Source organism: Exiguobacterium sp. KKT215, assembly GCF_055635335.1.
The window spans coordinates 2,652,501-2,668,510 of sequence record NZ_CM145756.1; the positions used below are offsets into that span (position 1 = coordinate 2,652,501).

Annotated in this window: 16 protein-coding genes (1 of these 16 only partly in view); 1 reads left to right on the forward strand and 15 read right to left on the reverse strand. The window is 54.9% G+C overall.

What is annotated here, in order from left to right; translation table 11 throughout:
- From ACZ2GZ_RS13895 to acpS, 8 genes are all read right to left on the reverse strand, one after another.
- Positions 1–1,969, reverse strand: the 5' portion of a protein-coding gene (locus tag ACZ2GZ_RS13895) for a Tex family protein (protein ID WP_470295614.1). It extends 158 nt beyond the left edge of the window; the window shows 1,969 of its 2,127 coding nt (coding positions 1–1,969); the start codon lies at positions 1,967–1,969; its stop codon lies beyond the left edge, outside the window.
- Positions 1,970–2,044: 75 nt separating this feature from the next.
- Positions 2,045–2,845: an RNA polymerase sigma factor SigB gene (gene sigB / locus ACZ2GZ_RS13900; RefSeq protein WP_016510526.1), complete on the reverse strand. Its 801-nt coding sequence runs from the start codon at positions 2,843–2,845 to the stop codon at positions 2,045–2,047.
- On the reverse strand, positions 2,811–3,287 hold the full coding sequence (gene rsbW, locus ACZ2GZ_RS13905) for an anti-sigma B factor RsbW (RefSeq protein WP_029596221.1): 477 nt from the start codon (positions 3,285–3,287) through the stop codon (positions 2,811–2,813). The genes sigB and rsbW overlap by 35 nt, the downstream gene beginning before the upstream one ends.
- Positions 3,284–3,610, reverse strand: coding sequence for an STAS domain-containing protein (locus ACZ2GZ_RS13910; RefSeq protein ID WP_131471548.1), 327 nt, complete (start codon positions 3,608–3,610; stop codon positions 3,284–3,286). Before ACZ2GZ_RS13910 ends, rsbW begins: the two co-directional genes overlap by 4 nt.
- A gap of 139 nt (positions 3,611–3,749) precedes the next feature.
- Positions 3,750–4,100 (reverse strand): type II toxin-antitoxin system PemK/MazF family toxin, encoded by a 351-nt coding sequence (locus ACZ2GZ_RS13915; protein ID WP_029596222.1) that lies wholly within the window; start codon positions 4,098–4,100, stop codon positions 3,750–3,752.
- Positions 4,101–4,105: 5 nt separating this feature from the next.
- Entirely contained in the window at positions 4,106–4,384 is a 279-nt protein-coding gene (locus ACZ2GZ_RS13920; RefSeq protein ID WP_021068181.1) for a hypothetical protein, read from the reverse strand.
- A 129-nt stretch (positions 4,385–4,513) separates the two neighbouring features.
- Entirely contained in the window at positions 4,514–5,590 is a 1,077-nt protein-coding gene (gene alr / locus ACZ2GZ_RS13925; protein ID WP_470295358.1) for an alanine racemase, read from the reverse strand.
- Positions 5,568–5,945, reverse strand: a complete 378-nt coding sequence (gene acpS, locus ACZ2GZ_RS13930; protein ID WP_214799351.1) for a holo-ACP synthase — start codon at positions 5,943–5,945, stop codon at positions 5,568–5,570. Before acpS ends, alr begins: the two co-directional genes overlap by 23 nt.
- Positions 5,946–6,008: 63 nt before the next feature.
- Between acpS and ACZ2GZ_RS13935 the strand changes: the two genes are divergently transcribed.
- Positions 6,009–6,734: a rhomboid family intramembrane serine protease gene (locus tag ACZ2GZ_RS13935; RefSeq protein ID WP_131471554.1), complete on the forward strand. Its 726-nt coding sequence runs from the start codon at positions 6,009–6,011 to the stop codon at positions 6,732–6,734.
- 48 nt (positions 6,735–6,782) lie between these two features.
- Here ACZ2GZ_RS13935 and argF read toward each other — a convergent pair whose 3' ends face one another.
- From argF to argC, 7 genes are read right to left on the reverse strand one after another with little or no spacing between them, the layout of a single operon-like run.
- Positions 6,783–7,709, reverse strand: a complete 927-nt coding sequence (gene argF, locus ACZ2GZ_RS13940) for an ornithine carbamoyltransferase (RefSeq protein WP_029596225.1) — start codon at positions 7,707–7,709, stop codon at positions 6,783–6,785.
- The gene (gene carB / locus ACZ2GZ_RS13945; protein WP_470295359.1) at positions 7,706–10,726 is read right to left on the reverse strand and encodes a carbamoyl-phosphate synthase (glutamine-hydrolyzing) large subunit; all 3,021 of its coding nucleotides are present in this window, start codon (positions 10,724–10,726) and stop codon (positions 7,706–7,708) included. The genes argF and carB overlap by 4 nt, the downstream gene beginning before the upstream one ends.
- A complete protein-coding gene (locus ACZ2GZ_RS13950; RefSeq protein ID WP_470295360.1) occupies positions 10,719–11,768 on the reverse strand; it encodes a carbamoyl phosphate synthase small subunit in 1,050 nt (349 codons plus the stop codon). The genes carB and ACZ2GZ_RS13950 overlap by 8 nt, the downstream gene beginning before the upstream one ends.
- Positions 11,765–12,910, reverse strand: coding sequence for an aspartate aminotransferase family protein (locus tag ACZ2GZ_RS13955; RefSeq protein ID WP_214714962.1), 1,146 nt, complete (start codon positions 12,908–12,910; stop codon positions 11,765–11,767). Before ACZ2GZ_RS13955 ends, ACZ2GZ_RS13950 begins: the two co-directional genes overlap by 4 nt.
- A complete protein-coding gene (gene argB / locus ACZ2GZ_RS13960; RefSeq protein ID WP_214714969.1) occupies positions 12,870–13,649 on the reverse strand; it encodes an acetylglutamate kinase in 780 nt (259 codons plus the stop codon). Before argB ends, ACZ2GZ_RS13955 begins: the two co-directional genes overlap by 41 nt.
- Positions 13,646–14,863 (reverse strand): bifunctional glutamate N-acetyltransferase/amino-acid acetyltransferase ArgJ, encoded by a 1,218-nt coding sequence (gene argJ / locus ACZ2GZ_RS13965; RefSeq protein ID WP_214714971.1) that lies wholly within the window; start codon positions 14,861–14,863, stop codon positions 13,646–13,648. The genes argB and argJ overlap by 4 nt, the downstream gene beginning before the upstream one ends.
- A 13-nt stretch (positions 14,864–14,876) precedes the next feature.
- A complete protein-coding gene (gene argC, locus ACZ2GZ_RS13970) occupies positions 14,877–15,902 on the reverse strand; it encodes an N-acetyl-gamma-glutamyl-phosphate reductase (RefSeq protein ID WP_214714978.1) in 1,026 nt (341 codons plus the stop codon).
- Positions 15,903–16,010 lie beyond the last annotated feature (108 nt).

The following is a 16,010-nucleotide window of genomic DNA, read 5'->3' on the forward strand; positions in this document are numbered from 1 at the left end:
TCACCCCGATATCAACGAACGCCCCAAAGTCGATGACGTTTCGCACCGTCCCTTGGAACTCCATCCCCACTTGAAGGTCCTCCAAGTTCATAACGTCGATCCGAAGCAATGGTTTCTGAATATCTTCGCGCGGGTCACGTCCAGGCTTCGCGAGCGACTTCAAGATATCTTCGACTGTCGGTAATCCGGCATCTAGCTTCTCACTTAGCACTTTGGCATCGACCGTCTTTAATCGTTCCCGCAGTTCGGCCGTGCCTACCGCTTGCTTCGAAACACCGAGTTCCTTCAATAGAGAGAGTGTCAATTTATAGCTCTCTGGATGAATCTCCGTCTGGTCGAGCACATCACTCCCATTCGTGATCCGTAAAAAGCCGGCTGCTTGTTCATACGCCTTCGCTCCAAGACGTGGTACTTTCTTGATTTCTTTCCGTGTATCAAACCGGCCGAACTCGTCACGATACGCGACAATATTTTTAGCCGTCGTCTTATTCAATCCGGATACATACGTGAGCAGTGACTCCGAAGCCCGGTTCACATCGACGCCGACCATGTTGACGACACTCTCGACAACGAACTCGAGCGACCCTTTCAACTTGTTCTGACTGACGTCATGCTGATATTGCCCGACCCCGACAGACTGCGGATCGACTTTGACGAGTTCCGCCATCGCGTCTTGAATGCGTCGAGCAATCGAGACGGCCGAACGTTCTTCCACTTTCAATTCCGGGAACTCTGATCGGGCAATTTCTGAAGCCGAATAGACACTCGCCCCCGCCTCGTTGACGATGGCATAGGCTATCTCGCGTTCCGCCTTCTTTAGCCAGTTCGATACGAACTGTTCCGTCTCACGGGATGCGGTCCCATTCCCGATGACGATAACCGAGATTGGATAACGTTTCACGAGTGACGCCAACACTTTCTCTGAGCCCGCGACATCGTGTTTCGGTGCCGTCGGATAGAAGACACCGACCTCTTCGACTTTTCCGATTTCATTGACGACGGCCCATTTACAACCTGTGCGATAGGCTGGGTCAATTCCTAGGACGACGACCTCACGAAGCGGTGGTTGCATGTAGAGCTGTTTCAAGTTTTTTGAGAACACGTCGATTGCCTGTTCTTCAGCCGTCTCAGTCAACTCGCTCCGGACCTCGCGTTCGATGGCCGGGAACACCGACTTCTTGAAGGCGTCCTTCACGGCGAGCGTAACGAGTTCACGTTTCTCCGTCGGCAAGCGGTCAAACTTGCCGAGCGCTTGTCGCATGAAACCCGTCTCGTCGAAGACGATCTTCACTTGCAACACATCCGTGCGCTCTCCACGGTTCAAGGCGAGGATTCGGTGTGGGACGATTCCTGCGATTTTCTCTTCATATTCATAATACTGGGCGAACACTTCTTTCTCATCTTCCGCCTGCTTTTTCTTCTGTGAACGAAGGAGCGCCTCTTTCCGGACTCGTGTACGGAGTGATTGTCGAAGCGTCGCCACTTCGCCCCACTCCTCCCCGATAATCGATTGGACGAACGGAAGTGCTTCTTCAAGCGAGAGGTCCCCTGCTAACGACTGCGCTTCGGTCACCGAATATGGTGTTGGTTGACGATACCAGTCAGCGAGCGGTTGGAGCCCTTTCTCCCGACCTTGTTCGGCTTTCGTCCGTCGTTTCGGACGATACGGAAGGTAGATGTCATCGACTTGTTGCAGGCTCGTCGCCGTTTCAAGCGCACGGGTCAACTCTGGTGTCGCCTTCTCGAGTTCTTCGAGTTTGGCGAGGACGTCCGTCTTACGTTTGTGCAAACTCTCTTCATATTGTAAGGCATCGAGAATGGCTTTGATTTCCACTTCATCGAGATTACCGGTCATTTCTTTACGGTACCGGGCCATGAACGGAATCGTCGCTCCGTCCGCGGCGAGTTGTTGCACCGTCTCGACTTGACTCGTCTTCAACTTCAAATCTTTTGCGATTTTCGTAATCAATCGAATCACTTCCTTTTCTCTTCTCTCTTGAAGTGTAGCAAACTCACGCGTGGACGACAAAAAAACGATGACCGTTTAGTCATCGTTTGAGAATACTTCATTGAGCGGGACTTTGATGGCCTCGCGTAATTTCTCGAGCGCACGACGCTGTAAGCGCGATACGTGCATCTGTGAAATCCCAAGGAGCTCACCCGTCTCTTTTTGGCTCATGTTTTTATAATAAGCACATTCCAGAATCGCCTGTTCCCGTTCATTCAACACGCTGAACGCTTTTTCAAGGATGAGGCGCTGGTCAACCGATTCGTAACCACGTTCTTGACTCCCGACGAGGTCTAGGAGCGTGACGGTCGAACCTTCGTTGTCCGCTTCGATTGAGCTGTCGACGGAAAGGGCTTGGTAGCTCTTACCCATCTCGAGCGTTTCGAGAATCTCTTCATCCGATACGCCAAGATAATCGGCAATCTCATCTATGCGCGGTGAGCGTTGCAATTCGGTCGTCAATTCTTCGACCGTCTTCTTGATTTTCGGTCCAAGCTCTTTGATTCGGCGTGGGACGTGGACGCTCCACGTCTTGTCCCGGATGAAACGCTTGATTTCACCGATAATCGTCGGAACGGCGAACGACTCGAAACTGCGTCCAAACTCAGGGTCGAAACGGCGGAGGGCAGCGAGAAGTCCGATCATGCCGACTTGAACGAGGTCGTCATGAATGGCCCGGCCTCGCGAAAACTTTCGTGCAAGCGCCTCAACGAGGTCCGAGTATCGGTTGATGAGGAGCATTTGGACTTCTTCATTTTGATCGTCCTGTTGATAACGCTCGATCCACTCTAATACTTCATCATCACTGTGATGGCGTTGTTGAGATTTTGCTGGCACTCTGATCCACCTCGTCCCTGTTAAGGAGTTTCGTCATCGTCACCTTGACACCATTGTCCTTGTTGATCGAGACGTCATCCATTAAGGCTTCAATGAGGAAAAGACCGAGTCCTCCTTCGTGAAGCGATTCGATTTCAGCCGTCTCTTCGACTGGCGCCGCTTGGCGTTTCACGTCGTCGGCAAATGTTTTGCCCGAGTCCTCGATCGTCATTTCGAGACGATCTTCATAGACGCCGCACGTGAGCTTCACTTCACCCTCTTGATCTTCATAGGCATGTTGAACAGCATTGCCACAGGCTTCCGAGACCGCGATTTTAATATCCTCGATCTCGTCGTACGTATATCCCATACGGTTAGCGATTCCTGAGACGACTAAACGGACCACACCGACATACTCCGGTTTGGCCGGGAACGTCATCACCGTCTGTTCGATGTTACTCATTGCGTGCCACCTCTTACGTTTGTATTGATTGAAAGCAACTTGTGCAGTCCTGTCAATTCAAAGAGACGGTTGACGCGGTCGGTGACGCCGACGAGCGACAACTCTTTCTCATTACGTTTGGCTATTTTAAGGGCACCGACAAATACGCCGAGTCCAGTTGAATCCATATAGTCCACTTCATCCAAATGAACGGTAACATCTTGTTCCGTAATAGCCGGGTGCAAGACTTCCTTCAATTTTGGTGCGGTATATGTATCCACTTCTCCGGATACGTAAAGGTGTAATTGGTCTCCAATGACTTGCTCGCGAATCGCTAAATCCATCGTATATTCCCTCCTAATGTGCGTACAGAAAAATTGAGTACGATTAAACTAAATTCCCGTTTTACAGAATTCTAAACTATTTTTTAAGATTTTTTTGAAAAAAAACCGATACCCATGTATCGGTTTCTTTATATGTAAGCTAGAGAGGGATTAATCCCAGACTAATCTCTAGCGCTCGGTCAACTTTGTGCATCGTCTCATCATCGAGATGAGTGACTTTATCTGTCAGACGACGCTTATCAATCGTTCGAATCTGTTCAAGCAAAATCACGGAATCTCGTTCGAGACCATGTTTGACTTGATATACCTCTACATGAGTCGGCAGTTTTGCTTTCTGGATCTGAGCCGTAATCGCAGCGACAATGACGGTCGGGCTAAAGCGATTGCCGATATCGTTTTGAATGACGAGAACCGGACGAACTCCACCTTGCTCTGAACCGACTACGGGCGACAGATTCGCATAAAACACGTCACCACGCTTTACGATCACTCCGCTCACACCCCGCTTACTTGACGTAAGAGAGCATGTTCGGCTTCCGTCTCAATCATCAGCATCTCTTCTGCCATATTCAAATTAAACGCGGCCATCTCTTGATAGCCCCTCGCCAATTCTTCGCGCAGTGTTTGTTGTCGATCAGCAATTTCTTTGGACAAGTACGTCACTACATCGTTCAATGACAATGATTCACGATCTTTCATCGAAATCGGACCCACATGTTGCGAGAACCGATCTGGAACGGACGCTAAAGCACCCGCAGTTCGCTGTTTCAACATCTTACACCTCCAGAATCGTTTCAATGACTGGCGGAAATCTTCCCGCGTTCTTTACCAATATAACACGCGAGTTTGGGAAAATATAGAGGATTCCCGAAAGAATTCAGATAATTTCACACGTTTTCCGCTTTACACATAACGTCGTGGGAGGCGGCTCGTCAATTGACAGACGACCTCGTAGTTGATTGTCTCGAGATGCGTGGCCAGTTCATCAATCGCGACCGGTCCACCGATGAGCGTGACGACCGTCCCGACCGGAACTGACTCGGGAAGCCTCACCATGAAGCGGTCCATACAGACACGACCGACAATCGGACAACGGTGACCGTTTACGTCGACTTTGAATCCGCTCGCTTTACGAATCCAGCCGTCGGCATATCCGACCGGCACGGTACCAATCCACTCATCTTCAGTCGTCGTATACGTCGCCCCGTAGCTGATCGTCTGTCCGGCCTCGAGTTGCTTCACTTGCATGAGCTTGCTCTTCAACGTGAAGGCCGGACGTAAGAATGAATAGAAGGAAGCCATCTCGGCCGACGGATACAATCCATACAGCGCGATGCCGACCCGGACCAAGTTATACGGCACATCTTGTCCCGCCATACGGATGGCCCCGGCCGAGTTCGATGTATGAATGTAACGGAATCGTGAATGGAGACCGTCCATCAATTGAGCGAACCGCTCCTGTTGCTCATAATACAGCTGGCTGTCCGGCTCATCCGCCGTCGCGAAATGCGTATAGATACCTTCCACAACGAAGCGGTCATCGACCGCCTCGAGCAGCGCATCGAGTTCAGTGCGAGTCCGTAGACCGAGACGCCCCATCCCAGTATCAACTTTCACATGGACGGTGAGCGGTCGGTCAGATAAATAGCTGCTCGCCTCGCGCAACCAGTCGGCTGAAAAGACAGATAACGTCACATCATGCTCGGCCGCGACGCCTGCAAATTCTGGAAACTGGGCTTCCATAACGAGAATCGGTGCTTCAATCCCAGCCTCTCGGAGCTCGATGGCTTCTTCAAGCAAGGCCACGCCGAGCATCGTTGCCCCGTTCTCGAGTGCGATTTTCGCGACTTCGACGGCTCCATGTCCGTAAGCGTTCGCTTTGACGACGGCCATGAGCGCTTGCGGGATCCGTTTTTTGATTTCGATTACGTTATGCTTGATCGCCGCCCGATCAATTTCAATCCAACTTGGACGAAACATCGTGATCCCCCTCTTCAATGATGACTTGTGCCACGGCGTATTGCTCGCTGTGGCTGATACTCACATGAATCCGGCCTGAGTAAGGCGCCGTCATATGTGGTCGCCCGGCCTCATCCGGTAAGATTTCGATTTGTTGCCACGACAGGCCCCGGGCAATCCCGGTCCCGACCGCTTTGGCATACGCTTCTTTCGCCGCGAACCGTCCAGCGACGAATTCGATGCGGCGTTGTTCTGGATAGGCGTCGGCGAGCGCCCGCTCAGCTTCGGTCAACAGACGCGCGACGAAACGGTCATTCCTGATCGAGCGAGCAATCCGCTCGAGCTCGACGATATCGATTCCGATTCCCACAATCACAGGACACTCGCTCCTTTCCTTTTTCACTCGTTTCCTTATACAATTAAGGAAAGAGGTGATGCTATGTTTAGTCGTACTGAGAATGTTCAAACGTTCGTCCGAGCGTATCCGCTCGTAACGCTGTTCATTGTAATCCAACTGCTCGTGTTTGTCATCGATTCTTTGGTACCTGACCTCCGAATCGTCGCACTCGGTGGGTCGTTCCATCTCGCGCTCGCCCAAGGGGAATGGTACCGTCTTTTGACGGCCAACTTCATCCATTTAGGGCTCGGTCATCTGCTGTTCAACTCGTTCGCTTTGATTATCTTCGGTCCTGCCATGGAACGCATGGTCGGTCATATCAAATTCGCCGTGTTTTATCTCGTCGCCGGTGTCGTTGCCAACTTGCTGACGTTCTTCACGGTAAGTGAACTGTTCTACCTGCAGGCCGGTGCGTCAGGTGCGATTTTAGCGATTCTCGGCTTCTATGTGTACATCGGTCGGTTCCGCCGGACGCTCATCTATAGCCAGGACGCGCGACTCGTCTATATTTTCGTCGCCATCAGTGCCGTGTTCACGCTCATCGGGGCGAACGTGTCGCTCTGGGGACATGTGTACGGCTTCCTTGCCGGGTTCTTGCTCGCGATTCCGCTTTCCCGGTTCGCGGTCCCGTACTCGCGCCCGCTCCGTTACGGGAAGTACAAACCTCGCAAGTATTCGCCGCCCATCATTCATACGGGTGAAGGCAAATGGATTTTCTACGTGATCGTCGGACTGGCCGTGTTCGGTCTGTTCGCCCGCTTTTTATGATAGTAATAAAGAGAGGATTCGCCAAAGCGGCGAATCCTCTCTTTTGGGTTAGGCGAGCAGCGTGAGCATGAGCGCTTTTTGCGCATGTAAGCGATTCTCAGCTTGATCGAATACGACCGATTGCGGACCGTCGATGACGTCGGCCGTCACTTCTTCGCCGCGATGGGCCGGGAGGCAGTGCAGGAAAATCGCCTCCGACTTCGCTCGTTGCATGAGCGAAGCATCGACTTGGAACGTCGCGAACTGCGTCAACCGTTCTGCTGCTTCCGCTTCTTGTCCCATGCTCGCGAATACATCTGTGTAAATGACGTCCGCACCCGAGGCAGCAGCAATCGGGTCTTCCCATAAGGCAACGCTGCCCCCTGTCGTCGCAGCCAGCTCGTTCGCCCGTTCGAAAATGTCAGTCTCGACCGTATACGCTTCCGGCGAGGCGATGCGGATATGCATCCCGCTGAGTGCGCCCCCGATCATGAGCGAGTGGGCCATATTGTTCCCGTCGCCGATGTACGTCAACGTCTTCCCTGTTCTCGTGCCGAACACTTCCTCGACCGTCAACAAGTCGGCAAGCACTTGGCACGGGTGATGGGAATCGGTCAATCCGTTGATGATTGGAATCGAGCCTGCCGAAGCGAGCGTCTCGACCGTCTCGTGGGCATACGTCCGAATCATGAGCGCGTCGACATAGCGGCTCATGACTTGAATCGTATCCGTCAGTGGTTCCCCGCGTCCAATCTGTAAATCACTGCTGCTCAAGAACAACGGATAACCGCCGAGTTCGACGACACCGACCTCGAACGACATCCGGGTGCGGGTCGAGGCCTTCTCGAACAAGAGCGCCACTTTCTTGCCGGCGAGCGCCGACTGGAACGCTTCCGGTTGTCGTTTCACCTCGGCCGCCAGTGCAAGCAAGTCGTCGAGGGCGGACGGCGTCAGTTCCTCGAGTGTCAGTAGATGATTGATCGTTTTCGTCGTCATAATGGTAGTCCCTCTCCTGTCTGCATCGTTTGAAGTGAACGTACCGGCATCGGTTCCGCTCGCATCGCTTGTTGATAGTACTCGGCAAGATGTGTCTCTGAGATGACGTGGACGCCGTTTCGGACCGCCGCCTCACGTGCCGCTTGTTCCTCTGGTGCGTTCGAGAATAGGACCGACACGTTTTGGAACTTGGTCGTCTCATCAAGCGGTTGATCACTATATGCCGACCAGCCTTGGCCGGCTACAATCTCAGTCCGATTCATGACGCGCGTCGTCGTCGCGTCGTAACAGAACCGTTCCGACACGTAAGGGGTCATGCTGAATTGGAGTGTCTCCCCGGTCGAGCGCATGACCGGACCGGTGAGCGGGTCGACGCCCGGCAATTTCAAACTCGAGAATACCGGTGTTTTGATGGCATATCCGTTCCATACCGGACGTGCGTCGGGGACGACGGTTGCCAACTCATGGCCGAACGCCGCGAGCGTCGCCCATTCGATGAGCGGTTCGCCGGTCACTTTGCTGACGATCGGGACCGTCCGCGAAGCACGCGGGTTGATTTCGAGCACGTAGATGACGTCGCCTTTCAAGACGAATTGGATATTGAGCGCGCCCCGGTATGTGAGTGCTTGTCCGATCGTTTGAACGATGGCTTCAATCTCGTTTTGTTGCGCGCTCGACGTCTTGACCGGCGGCAGAATCATCGTCGAATCGCCAGAATGGACACCGGCTGCCTCAATCTGTTCGAGCAAGGCCGGGACGTAGACGGTTTTCCCATCGGTGACACAGTCGACTTCGAGCTCACGCCCATCGACATACGCATCGACGAGGAGCGGATAGGTCAAATGCGGTTCGATTTGATGCAATTCCGCCCCGTTCCGGATGATATGCATACCTTTCCCACCGATGACGTAGGAGGGACGGACGACACATGGATAGCTGAGACGATCGATTGCGGACGTCAACTCGTCTGCCGACCCGACCTCTTCACCTGGGATGTGAGCCACCCCGATCTCGTCGAGGAATTGATAGAACCGATCCCGGTCCTCCATTTGATCGATGACGGCTGCCGTCGCCCCGAGCAAATGATAGCCTTTGGCTTCCAGCGCATGGGCGAGTGAGATGCCGGTCTGGCCGCCGAACTGGATCAACACGTCCTGACACCCTTCGGCCTCCAATACGTGGACGACATCTTCAATCGTCAACGGTTCGACGTACAGTTTGTCGGCGACCGTGAAGTCGGTCGACACCGTCTCCGGATTGTTGTTGATCATAATCGTCTCGACCCCGAGCTTTTGAAGGGCCCAGACAGCGTGCACCGAACTGTAATCGAACTCGATACCTTGCCCGATGCGAATCGGCCCTGACCCGATGATGGCGACTTTCGGGCGCTCGCTCGGCACGACTTCAGACGTCCCGTGCCACGACCCGTAAAAGTACGGTGTGTGGCTCTCGAACTCGGCGGCACACGTATCAATCATCTGATAGACCGGATGGATGTCGTGTTCTAGCCGCATCGCTGCGACTGCGTCGGCCGTGACGTTCATCTGTTGCGCAATCTGGGCGTCAGTGAAACCGAACCGTTTCGCTCGCAACAAGTTTTCTTTCATAGACAGGTCCAGACGGATTGTCGTCACGAGTCGCTCGAACGTCATCATGAAGTGCGGGGCGATACCCGTCAGCGCTTCAAGCTGTGACGCCGTGGCGATTCCCCGATCGAGTAACGCGAGGCACGCCAGGAGACGACGATCGGTCGGTGCCGAAATTTCAGCGTAGAGCGCGTCAGGATCAGCTGTCGCCATCCAACTCGGATAGAGCGGACTCTGCTCGACACCGGCACCGCGCCACGCTTTCTGTAGCGCTTCTTCGAGTGTTTTGCCCATCGCCATGCTCTCCCCGGTCGCTTTCATCTGTGGTCCGAGCGTCCGGTTCGTCCCATTGAACAAATCGAACGGGAACGTCGGCACTTTCGCCGTCACATAATCGAGGGCCGGCTCGAAGCTCGCCATCGTCCCGTTCGTGACGGGATTGATGCAATCGTCGAGTCGTTCCCCGAGGGCAAGACGGGTGGCAATCTTCGCAATCGGATAACCGGTCGCCTTCGAGGCGAGCGCCGAGCTACGTGAGACACGCGGGTTCACTTCAATCACGTAATAGGCGTCTTCCGTCGGATGAACGGCGAACTGGATGTTACACCCGCCGACGACACCAAGTGCCGAGACGATTCGGAACGCGGCGCTCCGTAACGTCTGATGCATGACATCCGATAGTGTCTGGGCCGGGGCAAACACGACCGAATCGCCCGTATGGACGCCGACCGGGTCGATGTTTTCCATGTTGCAGACGATGATACACGTCCCGTTGGCGTCGCGCATGACCTCATATTCGAACTCTTTATACCCGGCGATACTCTGCTCGATTAAACACTGCGAGATGGGACTCGCCTCGAGACCACGTTGCGCAAGCGTGTAGGCGGCATCAATCGTCTCCGCAATCCCGCCGCCGGTACCGCCGAGCGTGAACGCCGGACGGACGATGAGCGGGACGCCCGTCTCGGCGATAAAGCCGTCAAGGGCTTCGATCGATTCGATGGTCGTGCTGATCGGGAGCGGTTCCCCAAGTTCGTTCATCTTCTGTTTGAACCGTTCGCGGTCCTCCCCGTCGCGAATCGTCTCGAGCGACGTCCCAAGGAGGGCGATCCCGTATCGTTCGAGCACACCGGCCTCGTCCAAGGCGAGCGCCAAATTGAGGGCGGTCTGCCCGCCGACCGTGGCAAGCAAGTGGGTCGGACGTTCTGTCTCGATAATCAACTCGGCCTTCTCTAACGTCATCGCCTCGATGTATGTGTGATCGGCCAAACCGGGATCGGTCATGATCGTGGCCGGGTTCGAGTTGAAGAGCACGACCTCACAGCCTGCTTCTCGAAGCGCTTGGCACGCCTGTGTGCCCGAATAGTCAAACTCGGCCGCCTGTCCGATGATAATCGGACCTGAACCGATGACGAGTACTTTCTTATGCATAGACGTTCACCCCTTGCTGAATCATTTCGTCGAAGCGGTCAAAGATGGCTTGTGCTTCCTTTGGTCCCGGACTGGCCTCCGGATGAAACTGGGCCGAGAGAATCGGGGCCGTCCGGTGCAATGTCCCTTCGACTGATAAATCGTTAACGTTTTCAAATAGCAGTTCGAGCGGCGTCGCTTCCAAACTGTCCCGTTTGACGACGTACCCGTGATTTTGCGACGTCATCCACACTTCACCCGTCTGGACGTTCCGGACCGGATGATTGGATCCGCGGTGTCCGTAAGCCTGTTTTTCAATCTCACACCCGAAGGCGAGCGCGAGCAGTTGATGGCCCATACAAATGCCGAGTGTCGGATACGCCAATGCCACTTCACGCACATGATCGAGGTAGTCGACCAAATCACGTGGATCTCCCGGACCGTTCGACACGAGAATCCCGGTCGGCGCGAGCGCATGGACTTGGGCGGCCGTCGTATCGAACGGAACGACTGTCACCGCGTACCCTCGCTCCACCATCGCTTGAACCATCGACGCCTTCACGCCGAAATCAAGACAGACGATATGTCCGCTCGCCCCGTCGCCGTGACGCACATGACGTGGCGTCGAAACGGTCTCCGTAATCTGATGTAGATCCCCATCGAACGACACATCTGATTCAGACGTCATCACACCCCACTGATCCCCGTGTTCACGAAGGGCATGGACGAGCGAGCGCGTGTCGACGTCAGACAGTACCGGCACTCCGGACTGCTCCAACCAATCCTTCAAGTCGGTCGCCGCCCCGTTGCCAGCTAACGTCTGGACGAGCACGCCCGCCACTTGAATGTCCGCACTTTCAGATACTGCGTCGGTCAACCCATATTGTCCGATGAGCGGATATGTGAACGCGACGATTTGACCGGCGTACGAAGGATCGGTCAACACTTCTTGATAACCGGTCATCCCTGTGAAGAAGACGACCTCCCCTTTCGCCGAGCGCGCACTCGTCTCCCACGTCCCGTTGAACTGTTGACCGCTTTGTAACGTCACTGTCCCCGTCATGACACCATCTCCTTTGTAATCACATGTCCAATGATTGCGAGCGCCTCATCCACTTCGGCTTCTGTAAGCAACAAAGACGGCAAGAAGCGAATCACGTCAGGACCTGCCGCAACGACCAAGAGGCCAGCGTCTCGCAACTGTTCGATCCATGCCGCGACCGATTGCGTCGCGACGAGCCCGAGCATCAAACCGAGTCCACGTACCTCGGTGAATGTCTCTCCGTCGACAAATTGTTCCAAGCCCGCTCGTAATCGCGCGCCCATCGCATTGACGTGGGCAAGTGCGTCCGCCTCGAACAAAATGTCGAGCGTCGCTTCCGCCGCGGCCATCGCGAGCGGATTGCCGCCGAACGTCGAACCGTGACTGCCAGCCGTGAAGACGTGTTCCGCACCTGCTGCTGTCAAAATCGCTCCGACAGGAAAACCACTACCGAGCCCTTTCGCGAGCGTGACGACGTCCGGTTTAAGCGGTGTCTGTTCGAACGCGAAACGGGTACCTGTGCGGGCAATCCCGGTCTGCACCTCATCGACGACGATTTTGACACCATGCTCAGTCGCTTTCGCTTGAAGCGCTTCGAGCCATGCCGCGTCAGCGACGACGACCCCACCCTCGCCTTGGACGATTTCGAGCCAGACCGCAGCCGTCTCGTCATCGATCATGTCGAGTGCATCCATATCGTTGAACGGCGCGTGTACAAAATCAGACACCATCGGGCCGAATCCGGCTTTGACCTTGTCTTGTCCGGTCGCCCCGAGCATGGCGAACGAGCGACCGTGGAACGATTTCGTGAACGTCACGATTTTTGTCTTGTTCGTCCATTTCCGAATCAATTTGAATGCCCCTTCGTTCGCCTCGGTCCCGCTGTTACAGAAGAACGCATGCGTCAAATGCGTCCCTGACATGAGCGTCTCGGCGACGCGCGCTTGCCCGCTGATGTTGTAAAGGTTCGAGGTGTGCCACACTTTTTGAAGCTGCGCCTCTAGCGTTTGGCTCACGTGCGGATGACGATGACCCGTCCCGCAGACAGCGATGCCCATGACGAAATCGAGATACCGCTTCCCCGCCGTATCGGTCACGTAGGACCCGCTCGCCTGCTCAATCTCAATATGTCGTTGTCCGTATGTCGGTAGTAGTGAATGCATGGTGCACCTCCTGTAGTGTTGTCCCGGGATGAACCGGGTCCTTGCCGTCACGGATGACGGCGACTGCAATCCCTCCTGCTAGAGCTGCTAAGAGCGCCTCGGTTTTCGGGATCATCCCCCCATAGATATCCCCTGTGGCGATGGCCGTTTGGACGTCTTCACGTGTCAGCGTTTGACGGAACGTCCCATCAATCCGGATACCTGGGACGTCAGTGATCATTTCGAAGCAGTCGGCCTGCAGCGCGACCGCGACGGCAATCGCACAATCGTCCCCATTACAGTTCAACGTGCCTTCCGTACCGTGTAATAATGATGTCACGACAGGCACATAGCGACCCGCGAGCAACAGCTCGAACAAGTCTGTCTCGACCCGGTCGACTTCACCGACCGCCCCGAGTTCCACCAATTGCTTTCCTGTCAGCGTCTGTCCGTCCACACCCGAGAGACCGACCGCTTGAATATGATGACGACCGAGGGCAGCGACGATTTCGGTCTGCATCTCCCCCGCGAGCACGCGCTCGGCACCGGTCAACACGTCCGCTGTCGTGACACGACGTCCGTCTTGAAACACCGGTTCGATTTGTTGGTGCTCGCAATAAGCGGACAACGCAGGTCCACCCCCATGAACGATCACAAGTTCATGCCCTGCGTCGAGCCACGTCCGCCACTCGTTGAAATAGTCCGGATGGAGCGTGTCCCAAACGCTCCCGCCGAGTTTGACGATTTTCCGTTGTTTCATGTCCGGTAACTCGCGTTGATTTTGACGTAATCGTAAGTCAAATCGCAGCCGTACGCCTGACCTTGTCCGGTGCCGTCCTGCAATCGGATTTGGATCGAGACGACGTCTTGTCCCATCTCTTCTGTCGCGAGCGCCTCATCGAACCAGACCGGCGCACTTTCCATCAGCACATGCTGTGACCCGATGCGGATGTCGACGTGGTTCACGTTAATCGGTTGCTCCGATGCACCGATGGCGGCGATGATGCGTCCCCAGTTCGCATCTTGTCCATAGACGGCCGTCTTCACGAGCGACGAGCCGACGACTTGTTTCGCAATCATCCGAGCCGCCTCATCCGTCTTCGCCCCGACGACCTCGACCTCAATCAATTTCGTCGCCCCTTCCCCGTCACGAGCAATCGCCTTGGCGAGATCTGTGCACACGTCCGTCAACGCTTGGCAGAAGCGGTCATAGGCTGGTGTCCCTTCGATGATTTCATCCATCTCGGTCAGTCCGCTCGCCAAAGCGAGCACCATATCGTTCGTCGAACTGTCCCCGTCGACGGTGATGCTGTTAAACGAGGCGTCCACGCTCTGTTTCAGCGCCCGTTGTAACACGTCGGGCGCGATGACGGCATCGGTCGTGATGAAGCCGAGCATCGTCGCCATGTTCGGATGAATCATTCCCGAGCCTTTGGCCACACCTGCGATTGTCACGGTCGCGCCTCCTTCGGTGTACTCGACGCCCGTACATTTTGTTCCCGTATCGGTCGTCAAAATCGCTTCCGCGAACGACTCCGCCCCCGTCTCCTCATGGATCGGTTCAAGCAAATCGATCCCGTTCAAGAGCGTCTCCATCGGTAACAGTTGACCGATGACACCGGTCGAGGCAATCGCCACTTCTTCCGGTTTGACCCCGATATGTTCGGCCGCCTTATCGCGCATCGTATACGCGTCCTCGAGCCCTTGCGGACCGGTGCAGGCGTTGGCGTTTCCACTGTTAATCAAGACGGCACGAATCTTCCCGCTCGACGCGTGTAGCGTTTCTTTCGTCACTTGAATCGGAGCCGCTTGAAATTGGTTCGTCGTATACACCGCGGCGGCACTAGCCAACTGTTCGCAGACGAGCAGGGCTAAATCCTTACGCTTTCGTTTCAGTCCGGCGTGAACCCCGCACGCTTGAAACCCTTTCGGCGTGACGACGTGGACGACAGGGCTGATCGTTGTTTCAATCATTCATTCTACCTCCTTATATGTACTGGGGTTGTTCATTCAACCCGGCTGTTTCGTTTAATCCAAAGCGGACATTGGCGTTTTGAATCGCTTGTCCGGCCGCACCTTTTTGCATATTGTCGATGACCGAGATGATGGTCAGTCGATTCGTTCGTTGGTCGAGATACACCCACAAGTCGCAGTAGTTCGACCCGACGGCAGTTCGAATCTCCGGTTCGCCTTGTTGCACCCGGATAAATGGTTCATCCGCGTAAGCCTGTCGCAATGCGTCCACCCAATCCGCTTCGCTCTGCTCAAGCGTCGGGACGACGCTCATCGTCGCCATGATGCCTCGATTGATGGGCAACAGGTGTGTCGAGAGTGACACGGTCGCTTGCGTCCCGCTCACTGCATAAAGCGTCTGTTCAATCTCCGGGATGTGTTGATGCGTATGGATTTTATACAGTTGCACGTTTTCGTTGGAGCGGGCGTGGTGCGTCTTGGCGCTGAGTCCCTTCCCGGCTCCCGTAATTCCGGAGCAGGCCGAGACGATGATTTCGTTCGGGTCGATCCAGCCTCCGTTCACGAACGGCAATAAGCCGAGCGCGACCGCCGTGGCGTAACACCCGGGATTGGCAATCCAATCGGCCGACCTTACAGCGTCTCGATTCCATTCCGTCAATCCATATACCGCCTGTGCTTGAAGCGATGCCGGTACGGCCGGTTTGCCATACCACGTCTCGTAGCTCGATGCCGGCAGGCGTAAGTCTCCACTCAAATCGATGATGACCCCTTCATATTCCGTCAACTGCGTCACGTATTGCGCCGACACTCCGCTTGGCGTTGCTAAAAAGATGACGTCGATGTCGTCCAATGCGTCAACCCGGAACGGTTCGAGCGTCAAATCCTTAATCTCTAACCACGGATACAGTTGCGCAAGCGTCAACCCGGCGCTCGAATCGCTCATCGCCCGGACGAGCGTGAACTCGGGATGTTTCCCGATGAGCTTCAACAGCTCCATCCCGGCGTATCCCGTGACGCCGACGATTCCACAAGTGATCATCTGCCGAACCTCCTTAAAAGAATAAATTGATTAAAACACACGTATATTTATACTGTCAATTGTATTTTTATACAAAGTAAACAAAGAGAGTCTTGCCAGAACATGAAA